This window comes from Streptosporangium sp. NPDC002607 (genome assembly GCF_053592655.1).
Map to the genome: position 1 here is coordinate 21,977 of NZ_JBSFWD010000041.1, position 19,607 is coordinate 41,583.

The window sequence follows — 19,607 nt, forward strand, 5'->3', positions numbered from 1 at the left end:
GCACGACATGGGACACAACCACGGGCACGACCACTCTCCCCCGCATCACCACGATGCGACCCACCCAGGCGATCAGGGCGAGATGGCCCCGGTCGTGGACATGTCGGTACCCGACGCGGAACTCTCGCCGGGACAGCTGTCGCGGCGCCAGATGTTCCGGCGTGCCGGACTGCTCGGCGCGGGTCTGGGCGCTGCCGGTGTCCTCGGGACGCCCGGCCTGGCCGCCGCGGAGGCGACGACGGCGCGCAGCCGCGGTGACCGCGAGCCTCGGGACGGTTACCTGTGGCTGGCCGGTGACCACCACATCCACACCCAGTACAGCTCGGACGGCATCTACCGGGTGATCGACCAGGTGCGGCACGCCACCGCCTACGGCCTGGACTGGATGGTCATCACCGACCACGGTGGCGCCACGCACGCCAAAATCGGCGTGGACAAGGTCAACCCCGACATCGTCGCCGCCCGTGCCCAGGTCAGGGACGCCCTCATCTTCCAGGGCCTGGAGTGGAACATCCCGGCCGCCGAGCACGGCACCGTCTTCGTCGCCCCGGGCCGGAACGAGGTGAGCACCCTCAAGGAGTTCGAGAACTCCTTCGACGGGTCGGTCAAGAGCGCCACCTCCAGCACCCCGCAGAACGAGGTCCTGGCCATCGCCGGCCTGAACTTCCTCGCCGACGCCGTCCGGCGCCGCCGCGTCGAGGACGCGCTCTTCCTGGCCAACCACCCGGCGCGCAAGGGCCTCGACTCCCCGCACGAGATCCGAGGGTGGCGCGACGCCCAGCCCTCCATCGCGGTCGGCATGGAAGGCGCCCCCGGCCACCAGGCGGCCGGCATCCCCAAGCCGCACGGCCCCGGCTCCGGGCGCGGCTTCTACGACAGCACTCCCGGTGCCGACTCCTGGCCCGGCTATCCTGCCGAGAGCTACAAGACCTTCGGCGGCTTCGACTGGATGACCGCCACCGTGGGCGGTCTGTGGGACAGCCTCCTGGCGGAGGGCAAGGGCTGGTGGATCACCGCCAACTCCGACTCCCACACGGTCTACGCCGACACCAGCGAACGCGGCCCGAACAGCGACTTCAACGCCAACGGCAAGTACGAGGACCCGATCTACAAGGGCGTCCAGAACCTGACCGCGGGTGACTTCTGGCCCGGCTACTACAGCCGCACGCACGTTGGGTCGCAGGGATTCTCCTACGGCGCGGTGATGGACGGCATCCGGCAGGGCCGCGTCTGGGTCGACCACGGTGGCCTGATCAGCGGCCTGGTCGTGCGTGCCCGGATCTCCGGCCGGGGGCAGCGCGGCGTCACCCTCGGTGACACGCTGCACGTACGGCGGGGCGACAAGGTCGAGCTCGCCATCGAGATCACGCTGGCCAACCAGCCGAACTGGGCGCAGTTCGTCCCCACTCTGGCCCGGGTGGATGTCATCCAGGGAGATATGACCGGCCCGGCCGCCGACAAGGACGTCTTCACGACGCCCGCCACCAAGGTCGTGCAGTCCTTCGAGGTCGGCAAGAACAGCGGCACCGTCACCTTCACCTACCGGCTCGGCGCCGTCGACCGCCCGGTCTACCTGCGGCTGCGCGGCACCGACGGCAACCGCAGCGCCCCCGGCCTGCTCGGCGCCTCCATCGACCCGCACGGCCCGCAGATCGACATCTTCGGTGACGCCGACCCGTGGAAGGACCTGTGGTTCTACAGCAACCCGATCTGGGTTCTGCCGCGCCGATGACGATCCTCGGTCTCGACGCGGGATCCTCCACCCTCGGCGAGGCCGAGCACCTTCTCCACCAGGTGGTGAAGGTGCTCGGCCTGCCGGGGGGCACGGTCGGCTGCACACACTTCGTGCGGACCGGCCGACCACATGTCGCCTGCTCCCTCGCCGTCTCCGGACCGGTCGATCCGGCCGGGCTGCCCGAAGGGGTGTCGGCCGCGATCGGCGAGAGCCGTACCGGTCCGGAGTCGGAGGGCGCCGCGCTCGCGGCGGCCGAGCACGCCACCGGGGCGAGCGGACGGCTCATCACCTATGCCGGCCGGGAGGCGCTGACCGGCACCCTCAGCGTCGGCGAGATGCTGGAGCGGTCCGCGATCGAGCGGGTGATGGTGCTGGCCCAGACCCGGGAACCCGCGCATGACATGCTCATCGTGACCAATGACCATGTCCGGCCGGTCTGGCGCGACGGGCTGATAACCCTGCTGTGCATGCCCGCCGCGGGTGGACGCCTGATGCCGGCCGAAGTACCGAACCCGACGCCATGCTGCGCGGATCACAGCTGAGTGCGGTGAACCGCGCTCATGGTCTGCATGGCCGACCGGCGCATCCCGCTCAGCCGGCGACAAGTCCACGACCGTCCCGAACCCGCGCCTCAGGACACGACAACGCCTCCCTTTGATGGGCGGCCGTTTCACCAGCCGGCATCAGCGACAGCGGGCCCGCCACGATCAGCACGAAGCGATCACGGACGGGCCCGCCACTGCTTTCTCCTCCCGCGAGGAGGCCGCCGTCAGGCGACGCTGGACGCTGTCGCGGTCCAGGTGTTGCACGCGCCCGGAGAGGCCTTGTCGAAGCCGCGCTGCAGCCAGGCGGCCCGGTTCCTGCTCGTGCCGTGGGTGCGCTCCGCGCCGATCTCCTCATCGCCGCTACGCCCGAGGATGTCCACGGCTTCCGCCCAGTCCTCGGCCGTGTACTGCTGCGAGGGCCAGATGCTCCCCATGAACGCCCCCGCCAGGCACTCGGCCTGCAGCTCCACGCGACGGCTGCGCTCCAGCGCCTTTGCCTTGGTACGGACCGGCGTCTGCGCGGTGGCCAGTATGCCGGTGAGGTTCTGCACGTGGTGGGCGTACTCGTGCGCGATCAGCAGCAGGAGGTCCGGATCCGCCGGGTCCTGAATGGCGTAGTCGTTGACTCGGATGACCATCTTCCGCTGGTCGGGGCAGTACAGGCCGACGACATATTCGGGCCAGCGCTCCTCGCACGCGCTGGTGGACTTGGTGAGGAACTGGATCGCCGGCTTCTTGAACGGCAGGCCGGCCTTCTTCAGCTGCGCGGACCACGAGGCGTTCAGGCAGCCGAGCATCGCGGTCAGGTGCTTTTTGGCGGCGCCGAAGCTGGCGAAGTCATCCGGATGGCGGCCGCAGGGCACCGTCATCTTGCCGCTGCGGTACAGCGGGTTGTGGGTCAGCGCCTTGGATCCGGTGGGAACCGGACCGCCGGCGGTGCGGGCAGTGCCGACATTGGCATGGGCGGTGCCGGTGAGCAGCAGACCGACCAGTGCCCCGGCCAGCAGGACGATACGAGGGGTACGCATGATGCCGAACTCTACAGAAACGGCGATATGCGCCAACAGGCTTTTCTCCTCGCTGCGCCGTCCTGTCGGCGATTACCCCGGCGTCTGGGCACCCGGCTCAGGCGGCCGACGTCCACTCCCGCCGTGACCGGGGCCAGACGCCTGATCATGGCGTTGAGAGACTTCCACTGACCGGCGCCCGAGCGATCACCCTTCGGCCCGGCAGGTGGCTGAGGCTGCTGACCGAGCCTCTCTTGCCTGTGGCCGGATGTGGTGGCGGCCGATGGGGAGCATCAGGGGGCGGCCGGAGACGGGGTCTTCGATGATGCGGCTGTCGAGGCCGAAGACGGTGCGGACGCTGTCCTCGGTGAGGACCTCGGCCGGGGTGCCGGAGGCGTGGAGGCGGCCGTCGGCCAGGGCGATGAGGTTGTCGGCGTAGCGGGCGGCGAGGTTGAGGTCGTGCAGGACCATCACGATGGTGGTGCCGCGGGTGTGGTTCAGGTCGGTCAGCAGGTCGAGGACTTCGACCTGGTGGCTGGCGTCGAGGAAGGTGGTGGGCTCGTCGAGGAGGAGCAGGTCGGTCTGCTGGGCCAGCGCCATGGCGATCCAGACCCGTTGGCGCTGGCCGCCGGACAGCTCGTCGACGGCGCGGTCGGCGAGGTCCGTCGTCCGCGTGGCCTCCAGGGCGGCCGCCACCGCGGCGTCGTCCTTGTCGTTCCACCGGGAGAAGATCCCCTGGTGGGGGTGGCGGCCGCGGCCGACCAGGTCGAGCACGGTGATGCCCTCGGGCGCGACCGGCGACTGGGGCAGCAGTCCGAGCGTGCGGGCCAGTTCCTTGGCCGGCATGCGGTGCACCTGTCTGCCGTCCAGGACGACATGGCCCTCGCGGGGGGCGAGCAGCCGGGACAGGGAGCGCAGGAGTGTCGACTTCCCGCAGGCGTTCGCGCCGACGATCACCGTGATCTCGCCGGGCGGCACGACCAGGTCGAGGGACTCGACGACGACGCGGTCGCCGTAGCCGAGCGTGAGGCCCTCGGCTACGAGGGAGTGGGACGTGGTCACAGCGAGCCTCCGGCCCGATGGGTGCGGACGATCAGGTAGACGAGGTACGGCGCCCCGAGGACGCCGGTGACGACGCCGACCGGGTAGCGGACGTCGAACGCGAACTGGCCGGCGAAGTCGGCGACGAGGACCAGGAGGGCGCCGACGAGCCCGGCGGGCACGAGCAGAGAGCCGCCGGGGCCGAGCAGCCGGGCCGCGATGGGGCCGGACAGGAACGCCACGAACGCGATCGGGCCGGCCGCCGCCGTGGCGAAGGCGATCAGGCCGACGGCGGTGACGATCACCATGACGCGGGTGCGTTCGACACGGACGCCGAGGGCGGAGGCGGTGTCCTCGCCGAGCTGCATCATCGACAGGTCGCGGGACAGGGACAGCAGGACGGGGGTGAGGACGACCAGCGCGACGAGCGCGGGCAGGGTCTGCTCCCAGGTCACCCCGTTGAGGCTGCCGGTCAGCCAGCGCGTGGCCTCCTGGAGGTCCCATTCGGCGGCCTGGGACAGGACGTAGGAGGTGATGCTTTCGAGCATCGCGGAGATCCCGATGCCGATCAGGATGAGCCGCGTGCCGACGACGCCGTCCCGGAACGCCAGGATGTAGATCAGCAGGGCGACGGCGAGGGCGGAGACGATGGCGAGGAACGACACCTGGGTCCCGCCGAGGGACAGCGACACGATCGCGATGGCCGCCGCGGCGCTCGCGCCCCAGCTGATGCCGATGATGTCGGGGCTGGCCAGCGGGTTGCGGAGCATCGTCTGGAAGGTGACGCCGGCCAGGCCGAAGCTGAATCCCGCGACCACGGCGAGGACGGTCCGCGGCAGCCGGAGCCGCCCGACCGTGAAGGACGCGCCCGGCACCTGCTCGCCGAGGATGACGTTGATCACGTCGCGGGGCGGGTAGAAGGTCTGCCCAAACATCAGGGTCATGGCGAACCCGGCGACGACGAGCACCGCCAGCGTCAGGACGACGATGCGGCGCCGGGAGGCGCTCCGGCGACGGCCACGGGCGACGGCCTCGACAACGGACGGCCGGGGGGCGGCGGGGGCGCCGCGGTGCTCGTTGGTTCGCTCGCGCACAGCCCCCTCCTTCGTCGGGACTGCGAGCGCGACGCCGCTGTGCTTTCTGGTTCGCTCGCTACGCTCGCTCACAGCCCCTCCTTCGTCGGGACTGCGAGCGCAGCGCTGCTGTGTTTGTCGGTTCGCTCGCTCACAGCTCACGCACCTTCTGGCGGCGGACGATGTGGATGAAGAACGGGGCGCCGATCAGCGCCGTCACGATGCCCACCTCGATGTCCGCGGGGCGCGCCACGATACGGCCGACGACGTCGGCCGCGGTGAGCAGGGCCGCGCCGACCAGGGCGGAGAACGGCAGCAGCCAGCGGTGGTCCACGCCGACGAGCAGGCGGCACGCGTGCGGGACGACGAGCCCGACGAAGGCGATCGGCCCGGCGACGGCCGTCGACGCCCCGCACAGCACGACGGCGCCGAGGGCGGCCGTGGCCCGGACGACGGCCACGCGCTCACCGAGCCCGGCGGCGAGTTCGTCGCCCAGAGCGAGCGAGTTCAGCGCCCGCGCGGACAGCAGGCATACGACGAGGCCGACGACGAGGAACGGCAGGACCTGCCCGATGCGCTCGTAGGACGCGCCGCCGACCCCGCCGATCTGCCAGAGCTTGAAGCCCCCGGCGATGTCATTGCGGGGCAGCACGACGGCGCTGACCAGGGACGCGAAGGCCGCCGACGTGGCGGCGCCGGCGAGCGCGAGTTTGAGGGGCGTGGCCCCACCACGCCCGAGGGACCCGACGGTGTACACGAACACGGCCGAGACGGCGGCCCCCGCCATCGCGACCCAGATGTACCCGGTCGGCGACGTGAGCCCGAAGAACGCGACGGCGGTGACGACGGAGAGCGACGCGCCCATGTTGACGCCCAGGATCCCCGGGTCGGCCAGCGGGTTGCGGGTCACGCCCTGCATGACGCCGCCGGCGAGGCCGAGCGCGGCGCCGATCACCACCGCGAGCAGGGTGCGCGGTATCCGCTTGGCGACCGCCGCCTGTTCGAGGGAGTCCTCCGCGCCGCCGAGCGCGGCCCAGACATCGGACCAGGCGACGTCGCGCGAGCCGAGGGCGACGGAGGCCACCATGAGCACGGCCAGGACACCGACCACGACAAGCAGCCACAGAACCCGGACGCGCGCCGGACGCCGCACGAGGGCGGTGTCCGGCAGGCGGTCGGTGTCGACCGACGTCACTTGACCTTGTCCGCGGCCTCGGCGAGCGCCTTGGCGTAGTCCTCCAGCACCCACGAGATCGACAGGGGGGTCGGGTTCGCGGCGGTGCCCAGGGGCGTGCTGCCGGGCAGGAGGTACACCGAGCCGCGCTTGACGGCGGGGATCTTCGACAGCAGCGGGTCCTTGCGGAGCGTCTCGAACAACTCGCCCTTCTCGTCGCCGTATCCGGTGATGATGTCGACGTCGTCGAACAGGTCGATCTGCTCCGCGCTCCGGGTCAGGGCGAACTTGTCGGTGCCCTTGGACGCCTCGGCGATGCTGCCCGGGATCGTCAGCCCGAGGTCCTCGAAGAACAGCGTGCGGGTGTCGTGCGTCGTGTAGAAGCCGACCTCGCTCACGTCGTTGGGGTCGACATGCGTCATGAACATCGCCGACTTGCCCTTGAGCTGCGGGTACTTCGCGACCACCTGGCTGATGTCACCCTCGATGTCGGTGATGAGCTTCTCGGCCTCGTCGGCGAGACCGATGGCCTTGCTGTTCATCCGGATGATCTCGCGCCACGGGGTCGCCCACGCGGCGTCCGGGTAGGCCACCACCGGAGCGATCTTGCTCAGGGTCTCGTAGTCCTGCTTGGTCAGGCCCGAGTAGGCGGCCAGGATCACGTCCGGCTTCGTGTCGGCGACGGCCTCGAAGTCGATGCCGTCGGTCTCGTCGAACAGGACGGGCTTCTCGGCCTTGAGTTCCTTCAGGCGCTCGTCCACCCAGGGCAGGAGCCCGTCGCCGTCGTCGTCGCCGAAGTTCGCGGCGGCCATGCCGACCGGGACGACGCCGAGGGCCAGCGGCGCTTCGTGGTTGGCCCAGTTGACCGTGGCCACCCGCTCCGGCTTCGCCTGGATGGTGGTCGTCCCCAGCGCGTGCTGGATCGTCATGGGGAAGGCGCTCGGGCTGCTGCTCGTGCTGCTGCTCGTGCTCTCGCCCTTGGTCTCCGACGAGCCGCCACAGCCCGCGATGCCCAGCAGGACGGCCGTCACGGCGAGGATGCGAAGGCTGTATGGACGCTTCAATCCGTACTCCACTCTCAGAATTCCGCGGGTTCCGGCCCTCGCACGTCTGGATCGCGGTCCTGCGTTCGTGGAGCGGTACACCGTACTGCCACAAGCCCTCGACTTAGTTAGGTAAGGCTTGCCTTGTTCGGAACCATAGGAGAAATGACCGAGTTGTCGCAATAGCCCTTTTGAGACAGCTGTTGTCGAGATCGGGACACGGAGACCGGGCGACGACCCCGCAGGCGGTGCGTGCACGAGGGCGCGACACGTCCACGAGACCAGCGCCGCGTCCGGAAGGCGGCCTGCGGCGTCCCGGAGTCTCAGCGCGCTCGAAACGCTCCCGGTGTCAGCCCGGTCGTCCGCCGGAAGGCCGCGCCGAACGCGCTCGCCGAACGGTAGCCGACCTCCTCGGCCACGACGTCGACCTCCCAGCCCTGGGTGAGCAGCGCGACCGCGTGCTGGGCGCGCACCGCCGCGATCCAGCGCGCGAAGCTGGTGCCCGTCTCCGCGTTGAAGGCACGGGTGATCGTGCGGGCGCTCACGCCGAGGCAGGACGCCCAGTCCGCCAGCGTCCGCGGATCGCCCGGATCGTCCCGGACCGCGTCAGCGATCGGGCGCAGCAGGTCGGAGGTGGGCATGTGCAGGAGCAGTTCGCGCGAGGAAGGGGTGAGCACGTCGAGCACCATCGCCTCGGTCACCGCCCGCGAGTCGGAGGACAACTCCGTGTCGGCGAGCCGCTCCAGCAGCAGCCGGAGCAGCGGGGTGATCTCGACGCCGACGGGCGTGGGGAAGATCGGGGTCATGGTGCCGAAGCCGAAGAAGTTGGCGCGGCACCAGGTGCCCGCGATCGCCGAGCCGGAGTGCAGCGTGCCCGCGGGCATCCACAGGCCCAGGGCGGGGGTGACCGTCCAGACCCGCGCCCCCACCACGGCCGTGGACGCGCCCCGCTCGTTCCAGAGCAGTTCGTGGAAGGGGTGGGAGTGCTCGTTCCAGGTGGTGTCGTGGGCGATGGTCTCGCTCCAGCCCAGGATCACGAACGGCACCTCGACCGGTCCCGCCGCGAGGGCGGGCAGCATGCGGGTCTCCCTGATCATGGGAGGACGCGGTGGGACGCGAGCGGCATTCCCCCACCCTAGGACCTGTCCTGCGGATCATGAGAGCCGGTCGGTGTTACCGGTGAGGGTGGTCGATCGCCAGGTCCGCGAGCCGTGGGTCGACTTCGGGAAACGAGCCGTCGCCGAACAGGATCCGCGCCGCCAGGGCACGACCGGCACGACCGCGTAGCACGGTCACCGCCGCCTCTGCCGCAGCGGGGGATCGGATGCCGGCGAACACGCGGCGCAGCAACAGCCGGCCTCGGAACCGGCTCCGCAACGCGTCCCCGTCGTACCGGCTCAGCATGCGTTGGTCGCCAGTACGCAGGTACCCGGCGGTGACCGCCGCGGCCAGTTCGGACATGCGTAAGCAAGGGTCCAACCCACCGGCCGTCAGCGGCGACACCGCGCCCGCCGCGTCTCCGACGAGCAGCCCGGCGGGGCACGCCAACCGTCGCAGCACACCGCCGACCGGGATCGGACCACCTCGACGCTCGACCGGACCGGCCGGCGCCACGCGGCCAGGCGCGTCCGCGGCGAAGGCGTCCAGCAGGTGGCGGATACCGGTGCGCATCGCGTTCGGATATCCCGCGACACCGACATGTGCATGCCGGCCGTCGTCGATGACCCATCCCAGGTACCCCGGAGCGACCCGGGGATCCAGCACGCAGTGGAACGCCGGGTTGGTCGTGCCCGACGCGATCGGGTGGACGATCTCGGCACCGACGAGGAAGCGCCGGTTGACATCAAGGCCGAGATCACGGGCCACCCGGGAGCGGGCGCCGTCCGCGCCGACGATGAACCGGGCCGTCACCGGTTCCGCACCCGCGAACCGCACAAAACCCATCGACGCGTCGACGTACCGTACGCCCAGAAGGACCCGTGCCCCGGCCGACTCCGCCACGCGGCGCGCGTGCTCGTAGACGGCCGCCATGTCGGCCACGCGGTACTCGTCCCGGTCGCTGGTGAGCCGGATCGGTGCCCGCCGCGACGGCGGATACAGCAGCACGTCCCGGACACCCGGCCCGAGCAGGTTATCCGGCACGTCGAAGTCATCGAGGGTGCGGCGCACGAAGATCCCTGTCGTGCGGATGCCCGCCGAGAGCGACCTGCGACGGTCGACCACCAGCACGTTCAGTTCCCGTCGCGCGAGCAGGCGGGCTGTGCGCAGGCCGGCCAGTCCCGCACCCACGACCAGTACATCCACTGTCTGCATACCTTGCGACGGTAGGGGCGATGCCTCATCCGTACGATGGTTTGCACGCTACCTGCCCCATACCTCCACACCGTCGCCACACTCGGGACCGTGAATTGCTCCTCTGCCGAGAGGTGGCTGTGAAACCGGCCACGGTGATTGTTCTCTCGCTCGGCATTTCCCTTACATCCACCGCGCCCCTGATCGCCGGACGCATCTGGGTCACGTCCGTGGACGTGACCGGTAAGTCGGCCCGCCGGGCGATGCCGGGGCCGCCGAAACTCATGATTGGCGATGCCGATTACGTCATCTGCCCAGATAGGGCACCATGCCATATCCCTCTGGTCACCCTATTTCGGATAAAACTAAGACAGATCTTGACGAGTATGGGGAGATTGACTAACTTCTAGGTTAAGCCGCTGAGGCGGCCGACCCCTTAAAAGGGTCGGCGGTCAGGCCCCTCAAAAGGGCCCGGCGGCAGGGAACCTCTCAAAAGGGTTCCGGGTCGAGTCTCTCAAAAAGACTCCACCCGGAGACACGGCCTCTTAAAAACGCCGGTGCCTCCAGAGTTCCAAGGGCCTCCGTCCCCACCGTCGGGACGGAGGCCCTTCTCTGCCAACTGCACAAAGCAGAAAACCGCAGGGGTTGGAGGCCGCGATGCCCGGCACCTACGAAGTACGCACATTCGGCTGCCAAATGAATGCGCACGACTCAGAACGCATCGCAGGCATGCTGGAGGCGTCCGGATACACACCGGCCCAGCCCGGAACGACCCCCGACCTTCTCGTGTTCAACACCTGTGCCGTCCGCGAGAACGCCGACAACAAGCTCTACCGATCCCTCCGCGGATTACGCGACCACAAACACGACGGCATGCAGATCGCCGTCGGCGGATGCCTCGCGCAAAAGGACCGCGGCACCATCATCAAGCGCGCCCCCTGGGTCGACGTCGTCTTCGGCACTCACAACATCGCCGCCCTTCCCACCCTCCTGCAACGCGCCCAAGTAGCCAGGACCGCCCAGATCGAAAACCGACGACGTGATCACCGCCCCGGAATGCGAGGCGCCCGGCCTGTCACCGGGCACGGCTGCGGCACCTGCTGAAGGAATCGTCGGTGTGCGGCTGACCGCCAGGCGGGAGGGGACATGATCCTGGTCACCGGCGGCACGGGCCGTATCGGCAGCGAACTGGTGCGGCTGCTCGCCACGAAGGCCGTCCCCGTGCGGGTGCTGACCCGCGATGCGTCCAAGGCGGAGCGCCTGGCGCGGCACGGTGTCGAGATCGCGATCGGGAACATGAACGACCCGCGTGGCCTTGACGCCGCCATGAGCGGTGTCGGTCAGGTGTTCCTGCTCTCCAAGGAGGAGCCCGCTCAGGTGGAGCTCCAGCACAACGTCGTGGTCGCGGCCGTGTCGGCGGGTGTCCGTCGCCTGGTCAAGGTTTCCGCGATGGGCGCCGGCCCGGACTCACCGCTGAGAGAGGCGCGCTGGCACGCCCGGACCGAGGACGAGATCGCCGCCTCGGGGCTCGCCTACACCCACCTGCGGCCGAACTTCTTCATGCACAACCTCACCATCTACGCGGCCTCGCTGGGGGATGGCGTGCTCTCGGCACCCATGGGCGGGTCGCGTATAAGCATGATCGACCATCGGGATGTGGCGGCGGCGGCTGCCGTGGTCCTCACCGAGCCCGGGCACGAGCACAGGTCGTACACGCTGACCGGGCCGGAAGCGTTGTCCTTCGCCGAAGTGGCCGACCGCCTGTCCCGGGCACTCGGCCATCCCATCCGTTATGTGAACGTCTCCCTGGAGGATGCGCGGAGGAAATGGCTGGCCCTGGGGATCCCCGCGTGGAGGGTCGACTCCTTCATCGACATACACCGGGAGTACCGGACGGACTGGGCCGCACCGGTGACCACTGACGTCGCGGACCTGGTCGGACGCCCAGCGCGCTCGCTTGCGGCAATCGCCGCCGACCTTCTCGGATCACGATGACCGAGCCCGCGGCGGCCGGCCTTCCGATTCGGACCGATGCCGGGGCACTCGACGCGGCCGCGGGCGATTTTGGAGGCTTGATCCGCTGCCGTCCCGCCGCAGCGCTCAAGGCCACCACTGCCGGCCAGGTCTCCGCTGCCGTGAACCTCGCCGTGGAACGGGGCTGGGGAATCGGCGTACAGGGCCGGCGGCACAGTACGGGCGGACAGGCCCAGGTTTCCGGCGGGCTGGCGCTGTCGACCGCAGGACTGGACCACCTCTCCGTCGACGAGCGCACCCGGCAGGCCGACGTGGGCGCCGGCGTGCGCTGGGACACCCTGGTCCGGCACACGCTGAAACACGGCCTGATCCCTCCGGTGCTCACCGACTATCTGGGGCTCAGCGTCGGGGGGACTCTGTCGGCCGGCGGGTTCGGGGGCTCCTCGTTCCACGCCGGCGGCCAGACCGACAACGTCGACGAACTGACTGTGGTGACGGGAACCGGTGAGGTGGTGACCTGCTCTGCTCAGCGGAACCAGCACCTCTTCGACGCGAGCCGAGCCGGTTTCGGACAGTTCGGCGTGATCGTCGCCGCACAGCTTCCCCTGGTTCCGGCATCGCCTGTCGTCCGTACCTGCAAAGCGCTCTATGCGGACCTCCACCAGATGATCGAGGACCAGCGGATCCTGACCGCCACCACGGGTGTCATCTCCGTTCAGGGCTTCGCGGTCCCGAACGAGCCGGATCGGCTCGCGCGCACGTTCGGCCCCGACGTCAGGCTCCACCTGCCGTCGCCGGATGACCGGCCGTGGATCTACCAGATCAAGGTCGCCCATCCGGTGGGCGACCGGTGGACGCCCGCAGCGAGGTGTGATCCGTTGTCGGGCCTGTCCGTGCCGCCCGGCCAGTGGGTCGCGAAGGAGTGCGACGCGCTGGAGTTCGCCGACCGGATGGCCCCGGACGTCCGGCTGATGTCCGAGGCGGGGCTGTGGCAGGCCTCGCACCCGTATCTCAGTGTCTTCCTGCCCGCAGGCCGGTCGGCGGACGTGATCAGCGCCGCCCTCGACACGAGGTCGCCGGCAGATCAGCAGCACGGGCCCGTCATCATCCAGGTGCTGACGCGTCGCGCCCTGCGCACGCCGAACATGCTGCTGCCGGCCGGCGACCAGCCGGTGCTCTTCAGCCTGCTCCCCAACGCGTATCCAGCCACTCCGGCGCGCGTCGCGGCCCTGCTGAACGGCAACCGCCGCATCCACCACCTCGCCTGCCGGGCCGGGGGCACGCCTTATCCGTTCGGATCGCCGCCGACGGATCTGGAACGGCCTCGGCACCACGTGCTGCGTACTCCGCACCAGCGCGACATGAAGCGCCTGTTCGATCCGCATGGACTGTTCGGCCGCTGAGCGCCGATGCCACGGCTGAGCATCCCACTATCGTTGCAGTAAGCGAACAGAGCACACTTACACTCCCCGCATGAACGTCGACGTGATCGTCATCGGAGCAGGTCCGACCGGCCTTGCGCTTGCCGCCGAACTAGGCCTGGCCGGGCTGTCCACTCTCGTGGTGGAACAAATGGCCGAGCGCAGCGGTCAGTCCAAGGCTCTTGGGCTGCAACCCCGTACCGCCGAACTGCTGGAGTTGCGCGGCCTGTTCGCGCCACTGATGGAACGCGCGATCGAACGAATCCCTGGCGGACACTTCGCGGGAATGCGCCTCGACCTGAAAGCCTTGGATACCCGCCACCCTTACATGATCGGCATTCCACAGGGCCGAGTCGAGGCTCTGCTCGAGGCTCGTGTGACGGAGCTGGGCATCAAGATCATGCGTGGTCATGAGCTGACCGAGTTGTCACAGCACGCCTCCGGTGTCACCGCGAGAGCCGGAGAACTGCACATTCACGCCGGCTACCTGGTCGGGTGCGACGGCGGCCGGAGCACTGTGCGCCGGCTGCTGGGGGTGGACTTTCCCGGTCTGGAGGGGCGGCTGGCCATGGTGGTCGCCGACATCACGCTCGGCAGCGCAGCACCGTCGGCATGGGAACTGCCGGTCATGACCCCGTCTCCGACCGGCAGGTCCTACCTGGCGCCGCTCGGAGACGGTGTGCATCGGCTGCTGTTCTACGGCCCTGAACAGCAGGAATTGCCCAGGGACGCGCCCATCACGCCGGAGGAGGTGAGCCGGGCACTGGCCGCAGAGTTCGGCCCGACGGTCAAGCTGTCCGGCATTCGGTGGGCGTCCCGCTTCACTGACGCCTCCAGGCAGGTGGAGCAGTACCGGCACGGGCGAGTATTTCTGGCCGGGGACGCCGCCCACATCCATTCACCGATGGGAGGGCAGGGACTGAACCTGGGCGTACAGGATGCCTTCAACCTCGGATGGAAGCTGGCGGTGCGGCTTCGCCACGGCGGTGACGACGAACTACTCGACACCTACCACCGCGAACGGCACCCGGTGGCGGCGAGGGTTTTGGCCAACACGCGCGCGCAGTCGGTGCTTCTGGAGCCGAAAGAGGAGCACCTCGCACTGCGCGGCATCGTAGCCGAGCTGCTACGCGTGCCCGCAGCCAACCAGGTCATCGCGGGCATGCTGGCCGGGACGGACATTCGCTATCCGCTGCCGGGGCCGGGGCATCCGTTGCTGGGCATGCGCCTTGCCGATGCGCCCGTCATGGCCGACGGACGCGGGCTGCTGATGACCGACGCCGGGCAGGACATGCTGGTCAAGGCGGCAGCACCGTGGTCGGGACGGATCCGCCACCTGCAGCGAGGGCAAGGCGAGGCGATGTTCCTGCGGCCCGACGGCTATGTGGCGTGGGCCGGCAGCGACCCGGCCGCCCTGGTGACGGCCCTGACCATGTGGGCCGGCCGCGCCTGAGAGGCGCCCGTTCGTTCAATCCATAGCGACGGCTGAGGCCTTGGCCGGTGGTAACCGCAGGCGGAAGCCGTACGATTTGCCACTATGAGGTCGCGAGTGACGGCGCTGGCCGCCTGCTTGATCACGTTGGGCTGTGCCGCGCAGCCCCCGCTCGCCGCGTCGACTCCCTCACCGTCGAGCACGCCCACCGTGTCGGCCCCTTCGGCATCGGCCACACCTACCACGGAGATCTCCGAGAGGTGGGCCCAAGTCCCCGGTCTGTCCACCGACACCGCGTGGGAGCGTGGCCTGCGCGACGTGACCGCTGTCGGTCCCGAGCTGGCGTGGGCGATCGGGTACACCGGCTGGGAGGACAGCGTGAGGACGTCGCTGCGTACCTGGGACGGGTCACGGTGGCGCGCGGTGCCCGTCGAGGATGCTCTGGGCGGCCTGGCGAGCATCGACTCCGACGGGCCGCGCAACGCGTGGATGCTGGGCGGAGGTTTCGACAAGACCCTGGCCCAGCACTGGGACGGGCACGCCTGGCGGCGGTACCGGCTCTCTGGGTACGGGCGGGACGTGGCCGTGGACGGCCGCCGGGTGGTCGTGATCTCGGACACTGCGGTACTGACCTGGAACGGCACCGCCTTCGTCACCGAAAAGGTGCTCGGCGGCGAGGAGACCAGGCTGGTCGCGGTGGACAGCGGCGCCGGTCACACCTGGGTCGCCGGGATGCGGGACTCGGTGCGGCCCGTGCTCTGGCACGGGCACAACGGCAGGTACGAGGAGACCACACTGCCCGAGGGCTCCCTCACCACGATCTTGCAGATCAGCCCCGACGACGTCTGGGCGGTGGGCAACATCGGCGAGCGGCCCCTGGTGCTGCACTGGAACGGCCGATCCTGGGAGCGGCCCATCATCCCGCCGTGGAAGGCCGAGCTGCAGAGCGTGACCGCGTTCGGGCCTGACGACGTCTGGTTCGCGGGCAAGGACCACGACGAGCCCGGTGGGGTCTCGGTCCTGCACTGGGACGGCCGGAACTGGACGAAAGAGGTGCCCCCGCCGGGCGGGGAGGGGCACCACGCACTGATCGAGCGGATCCCCGGCACTTCCCAGCTGTGGCTGATGGTCGACGTGGCCAACGGTGATTCCGAGTCGATCGTCACCTTCCACCGGGAATAGCGGAGCCGGCCTGGTCGGGTGGCTGTCGGGGCTGGGCGACCGGCGGGCGGCACGGTCCTGTCCGGGACGCTCGTGCTCCTGGGCACGGGGTTCGCCGTCGTCCTGACCCGCCTGACCGGCAAGCGGGTGGCCGAGCCGGGGCAAGCCTGAGGCGTGCTCACCGGTTGGGCGGCTTGCGGTACGTGACCGGCTTGTCCCCCTTCCCGGGGAACGCCATGATCAGCAGACGTTGGCCGCCCCCTCAGATGACGCCATCGCTGCGGAGTGCGGCGAGGGCGTCGGGGGTGAGGTCGAGGAGGGTCCCGTAGAGGGTTTCGTTGTCCGCGCCGATGTGTTTGCCGGTGTTGCGGACCTCGTGGTGGAAGCCGGAGAACTTGGGCACGATGCCGGGCATCCGGACCTCGCCCAGGATCGGGTCGTGTGCGGTGATCACGTCCTCCCGGGCGAGGAAGTGCTCGTCTTCGGCGATGTCGGCCACGGTGTAGACCTGCTCGTAGACCATGCCCGTACGATCCAGCGCCGCCGCCACCGCGGCCCAGGACGAGCCGGCCGCCCAGGCGGTGAACGCCTTCTCGCTTCGGGTCACGAAGTCGACGACGGCGTCCTCGCCCCTGCCCAGCACACCCTGATCGAGTTCGGCCACGAGATTGTCGGCCGCCATGGACTCGAGCAGGCGGCGTATCGCGCGGGGTCCCACCGAACTCACGCAGAAGTCGACACCGTCACCGGTGCGGTACACCCCGCGGATCACGCCGTGTTCCCGTACGCTGCCGGATCGGCCGGGGATGATGCCGCACTGGTCGTATTCAACGATCTGGGTGGGGATAAGCCGGAACACCCCTTCGAAGAGCGCGATGTCGACCACTTCGACGCCGGGTCGGCGAGGTTCCCCGCCGGCCCGCGACGAAGCCCGCTGCCACAACGCGGCCAGCACTCCCAGGGCTCCGAAGGCGCCCGCGGCTCCGTCGGCGATGGCGGTGGAGAGGAGGATCGGATCCCCGCCTTCCGGACCGGTCATCTGGGTGAGCCCGCTCATCGCCTCCGCCGCACCGCCGAAGCCGGGGCGTGCCGACTTCGGCCCGCTCTGGCCGTAGCCGCTCACGCGCAGCATCACCAGGTCGGCGCCCGCGGCCGCCAGGTCGTCTGGTCCGAGACCCCAGCGCTCAAGGGTGCCGGGACGGAAGTTCTCAATGAGGACGTCGTACTCGGTAGCGAGTTGCCGCAGGAGTTCCTGACCTCGCGGCTCGGACAGCTTCAAGCTGATGTTGCCCTTGTTGCGGCCGACCAGGGTCGACCACAGGGGTACGCCGTGCCGCTGCGGCAGCATGCCGCGTAACACGTTTCCCTCCGGGTGTTCCACGACCGTCACGTCCGCGCCGAGGTCGGCGAGGAGTACCCCGGCGAAGGCCGCCGAGTAGTGATGTGCGAGGTCCAGCACCTTGAGTCCGGCCAGGACCCCGCCGCCCGTTTTCTGATCGTTGGTCGTCATCGGCTCTCCACGACGCCACTGGCGATGAGGCCGTCGATGTCGGCGTCGGACATCCCCAGCTCCTCCGATAGGACCTGACGCGTGTGCTCGCCCAGCGCGGGCGGCATCGTGGCGGGCACGGCCCGCCACGCCGATCCACGGATCGGCTGACGGGTCACCCCGACCTTGCGGTCCCCGACCTCAAGCCACCGCAGGACCCGGTTGTGGACGGCCTGTTCCGACACGATCGCCTCGTCGACGCCCAGCACCGGGCTGCACGGCACGGCCGCGGCTTCGAGCAGCCGCAGCCACTCGGCCCGGCTTCGGGTGGCGAACGCGGCTTCGAGTTGCGGGACGAGCGCCGACCGGTTCTTCACCCGTAGCTCGTTGGTCCGGTACGCGTCGACGCCGAGGAGGTCCGTACGGCCGATCACCTCGCACAGGGCACGCCAGAAGTGGTTCGAGAACGCCCCGACGATCAGGTGCCGCTCGTCCGCGCAGAGGAACGCCTGGTACGGCACGATCTGGGCGTGCCCGGTACCTTCCGGTCGCGGCGGCGGCCCGCCCGCCGCGACGGACGGCACGAAGCTGGCCATCAGGGAGATGGCGGCGTCGAGCATCGGGACCTCCACCAGCTGCGCGCGACCGACCTGCTCCCTGGCCAGCAGCGCCGACGCGATCCCGAAGGCCGCGTAGAGCCCGGCCGTCAGGTCGCACAGCGGGGAACCGATCTTGATCGGACCGCCCTCGCCGGACCCGGTCCCTGCCATCAGCCCTGACAGGCCCTGGATCGTGATGTCGTTGCCGCCGTTGGCGACCCACGGTCCGTGCGGCCCGAACGCCGAGATCGAGCAGTAGACGAGGCGGGGGTGCGCGTCGGCCAGGGTGGCGAAGTCGAGGCCGTGCCGGGCGAGGACGCCCGGGCGGAAGTTCTCGATGAGGACATCGGCGTCGGCCACCAGACGCCGTACCAGCTCGGCGCCCTCCGGTCGGGCGAAGTCCAGCGCGACGGAGGCTTTCGAGCGGTTCAACGCCAGGAAGTAGTCGGAGGCGTCGAAACCGTCCAGGCGGCTGCCGAAGTAACGGGAGCCGTCGCCGTGCCGGAGCCGTTCGATCTTGATCACCGTCGCGCCGAGGTCGGCGAGCTGCATCGTCGCGAACGGCCCGGCCCCGGCATGCGTCAGGTCGACGATCCGGATGCCGTCGAACGGCGCCGGGGCACTCGGCTCCGCGGACGGGTCGGTCACTTCTGGGCCTCGGTGAAGAAGCGGTCACGGGAGTGCATCGCGCCGCGGGCGCCCTCGTCCCGCCGCCCCTTGAAGTAGTTGTACTCGTCGTCTTCGAATCGCATGTTGGTGCTGAGGGTGTGGCCGACGTAGCCGCGCATCATCTGGCTCGTGTACCCGAGGGAGTCGAGCGCCATCTGCTGGAAGACCCTCCCGACCACCAGGGCGTCCTTGGGGTGACGGGCGAGCAGTTCGGCCCAGTGTTCGGTCTCGGCCTCCAGCCGGTCGGCGGGCACGGCCTTGTTGATGAGCCCGATCTCGGCGGCCCGTACGCCGCTCATCGGCTCGCCGAACAGCAGGAACTCCCGCGCGCGCTTGGGGCCGAGCAGCAGGATCTCGGTGTTGCCGACCAGCGACCGCCCGCCTCCCATGAGGCGCTGCTCGGCGTGGCTGAAGGACGCGTCCTCCGCGGCGATCGCGAGGTCGACCACCTCGGTCAGGTAGAGGCCACCGCCGATCGCGTGACCGTGCACCTGGGCGATGATCGGCTTCATCGAGTACATGAAGGCCTGGTACATCTCCAGGAGCTTGCGGTCGAACTGCAGACGGACCCGCTGGCTCGGCCGCCGGCGCCGGCCCTCCTCGGACCTGCCGTCGGAGAAGCCGTAGACGAAGCCGACCTCACTGAGGTCGTGACCGGTGCTGAAGGACCGCCCGTTGCCCTTCAGGATGATGACCTTGATGTCGTCGTCGTCCTCGGCCATCTTCAGGCCGGCCACCAGCTCCTCGAACATCTTCACGTTCAGGGCGTTGAGCTTCTCCGGGCGGTTCATGATCAGCCGGGCGATCTTGCCCGACTTCTCGTAGATCACATGCTCAAACATGGAGAGGTCCTTCCTTGTCATGTCCCCCGACTGGACACCATCAGGGTTCGGCATTTGGACTTAGTTCGCTATTTACGAGATGTTGAGGCTCTGCGGAGAGGATGTCAAGG

17 protein-coding genes and 1 pseudogene are annotated in these 19,607 nt (G+C 69.6%); 8 read left to right on the forward strand and 10 right to left on the reverse strand.

Features of this window, described 5'->3' with window-relative positions; genetic code table 11:
* Positions 1 to 82: 82 nt before the first annotated feature.
* Both ACWD3H_RS34735 and ACWD3H_RS34740 read left to right on the forward strand, forming a co-directional pair.
* Positions 83 to 1,732, forward strand: coding sequence for a PHP domain-containing protein (locus ACWD3H_RS34735; RefSeq protein WP_451958001.1), 1,650 nt, complete (start codon positions 83 to 85; stop codon positions 1,730 to 1,732).
* Positions 1,729 to 2,277, forward strand: coding sequence for a hypothetical protein (locus ACWD3H_RS34740; RefSeq protein WP_350960786.1), 549 nt, complete (start codon positions 1,729 to 1,731; stop codon positions 2,275 to 2,277). Before ACWD3H_RS34735 ends, ACWD3H_RS34740 begins: the two co-directional genes overlap by 4 nt.
* Before the next feature lie 227 nt (positions 2,278 to 2,504).
* Here the strand turns inward: ACWD3H_RS34740 and ACWD3H_RS34745 are convergent, their stop codons facing one another.
* The 7 genes from ACWD3H_RS34745 to ACWD3H_RS34775 form a co-directional block, all read right to left on the reverse strand.
* Entirely contained in the window at positions 2,505 to 3,308 is an 804-nt protein-coding gene (locus tag ACWD3H_RS34745) for a neutral zinc metallopeptidase (protein ID WP_451958002.1), read from the reverse strand.
* Between the two features lie 186 nt (positions 3,309 to 3,494).
* Positions 3,495 to 4,349, reverse strand: coding sequence for an ABC transporter ATP-binding protein (locus tag ACWD3H_RS34750; protein ID WP_355562716.1), 855 nt, complete (start codon positions 4,347 to 4,349; stop codon positions 3,495 to 3,497).
* Entirely contained in the window at positions 4,346 to 5,422 is a 1,077-nt protein-coding gene (locus tag ACWD3H_RS34755; RefSeq protein WP_355562780.1) for a FecCD family ABC transporter permease, read from the reverse strand. The genes ACWD3H_RS34750 and ACWD3H_RS34755 overlap by 4 nt, the downstream gene beginning before the upstream one ends.
* Before the next feature lie 130 nt (positions 5,423 to 5,552).
* Positions 5,553 to 6,596 carry a FecCD family ABC transporter permease gene (locus ACWD3H_RS34760; protein ID WP_451958003.1) on the reverse strand — a complete coding sequence of 348 codons (1,044 nt, stop codon included), beginning with the start codon at positions 6,594 to 6,596 and terminating at the stop codon, positions 5,553 to 5,555.
* On the reverse strand, positions 6,593 to 7,639 hold the full coding sequence (locus ACWD3H_RS34765) for an iron-siderophore ABC transporter substrate-binding protein (RefSeq protein ID WP_451958004.1): 1,047 nt from the start codon (positions 7,637 to 7,639) through the stop codon (positions 6,593 to 6,595). The genes ACWD3H_RS34760 and ACWD3H_RS34765 overlap by 4 nt, the downstream gene beginning before the upstream one ends.
* A 302-nt stretch (positions 7,640 to 7,941) precedes the next feature.
* Positions 7,942 to 8,715, reverse strand: a complete 774-nt coding sequence (locus ACWD3H_RS34770; protein ID WP_350960799.1) for a helix-turn-helix transcriptional regulator — start codon at positions 8,713 to 8,715, stop codon at positions 7,942 to 7,944.
* 76 nt (positions 8,716 to 8,791) lie between these two features.
* A complete protein-coding gene (locus ACWD3H_RS34775) occupies positions 8,792 to 9,931 on the reverse strand; it encodes an NAD(P)/FAD-dependent oxidoreductase (protein WP_451958005.1) in 1,140 nt (379 codons plus the stop codon).
* A gap of 636 nt (positions 9,932 to 10,567) precedes the next feature.
* On the opposite strand from ACWD3H_RS34775, the pseudogene ACWD3H_RS34780 reads away from it, so the two are divergent.
* The 6 genes and pseudogenes from ACWD3H_RS34780 to ACWD3H_RS34805 form a co-directional block, all read left to right on the forward strand.
* Positions 10,568 to 10,939, forward strand: a pseudogene (locus ACWD3H_RS34780) (tRNA (N6-isopentenyl adenosine(37)-C2)-methylthiotransferase MiaB); the annotation flags it as partial.
* Between the two features lie 117 nt (positions 10,940 to 11,056).
* Entirely contained in the window at positions 11,057 to 11,905 is an 849-nt protein-coding gene (locus tag ACWD3H_RS34785; protein WP_451958006.1) for an SDR family oxidoreductase, read from the forward strand.
* On the forward strand, positions 11,902 to 13,287 hold the full coding sequence (locus ACWD3H_RS34790; RefSeq protein WP_451958007.1) for an FAD-binding protein: 1,386 nt from the start codon (positions 11,902 to 11,904) through the stop codon (positions 13,285 to 13,287). Before ACWD3H_RS34785 ends, ACWD3H_RS34790 begins: the two co-directional genes overlap by 4 nt.
* A 70-nt stretch (positions 13,288 to 13,357) precedes the next feature.
* Positions 13,358 to 14,758 carry an FAD-dependent monooxygenase gene (locus ACWD3H_RS34795; protein WP_451958008.1) on the forward strand — a complete coding sequence of 467 codons (1,401 nt, stop codon included), beginning with the start codon at positions 13,358 to 13,360 and terminating at the stop codon, positions 14,756 to 14,758.
* Between the two features lie 84 nt (positions 14,759 to 14,842).
* Positions 14,843 to 15,919 carry a hypothetical protein gene (locus ACWD3H_RS34800; protein WP_451958009.1) on the forward strand — a complete coding sequence of 359 codons (1,077 nt, stop codon included), beginning with the start codon at positions 14,843 to 14,845 and terminating at the stop codon, positions 15,917 to 15,919.
* An 18-nt stretch (positions 15,920 to 15,937) separates the two neighbouring features.
* On the forward strand, positions 15,938 to 16,069 hold the full coding sequence (locus ACWD3H_RS34805; protein ID WP_451958010.1) for a hypothetical protein: 132 nt from the start codon (positions 15,938 to 15,940) through the stop codon (positions 16,067 to 16,069).
* A gap of 91 nt (positions 16,070 to 16,160) precedes the next feature.
* Here the strand turns inward: ACWD3H_RS34805 and ACWD3H_RS34810 are convergent, their stop codons facing one another.
* Genes ACWD3H_RS34810 through ACWD3H_RS34820 form a run of 3 tightly spaced genes read right to left on the reverse strand, consistent with a single transcriptional unit; the run spans position 16,161 to position 19,497 of the window.
* Positions 16,161 to 17,408: a CaiB/BaiF CoA transferase family protein gene (locus tag ACWD3H_RS34810; RefSeq protein ID WP_451958011.1), complete on the reverse strand. Its 1,248-nt coding sequence runs from the start codon at positions 17,406 to 17,408 to the stop codon at positions 16,161 to 16,163.
* The gene (locus tag ACWD3H_RS34815; protein ID WP_451958012.1) at positions 17,405 to 18,634 is read right to left on the reverse strand and encodes a CaiB/BaiF CoA transferase family protein; all 1,230 of its coding nucleotides are present in this window, start codon (positions 18,632 to 18,634) and stop codon (positions 17,405 to 17,407) included. The genes ACWD3H_RS34810 and ACWD3H_RS34815 overlap by 4 nt, the downstream gene beginning before the upstream one ends.
* Positions 18,631 to 19,497 (reverse strand): enoyl-CoA hydratase/isomerase family protein, encoded by an 867-nt coding sequence (locus ACWD3H_RS34820; RefSeq protein WP_451958013.1) that lies wholly within the window; start codon positions 19,495 to 19,497, stop codon positions 18,631 to 18,633. Before ACWD3H_RS34820 ends, ACWD3H_RS34815 begins: the two co-directional genes overlap by 4 nt.
* Positions 19,498 to 19,607 lie beyond the last annotated feature (110 nt).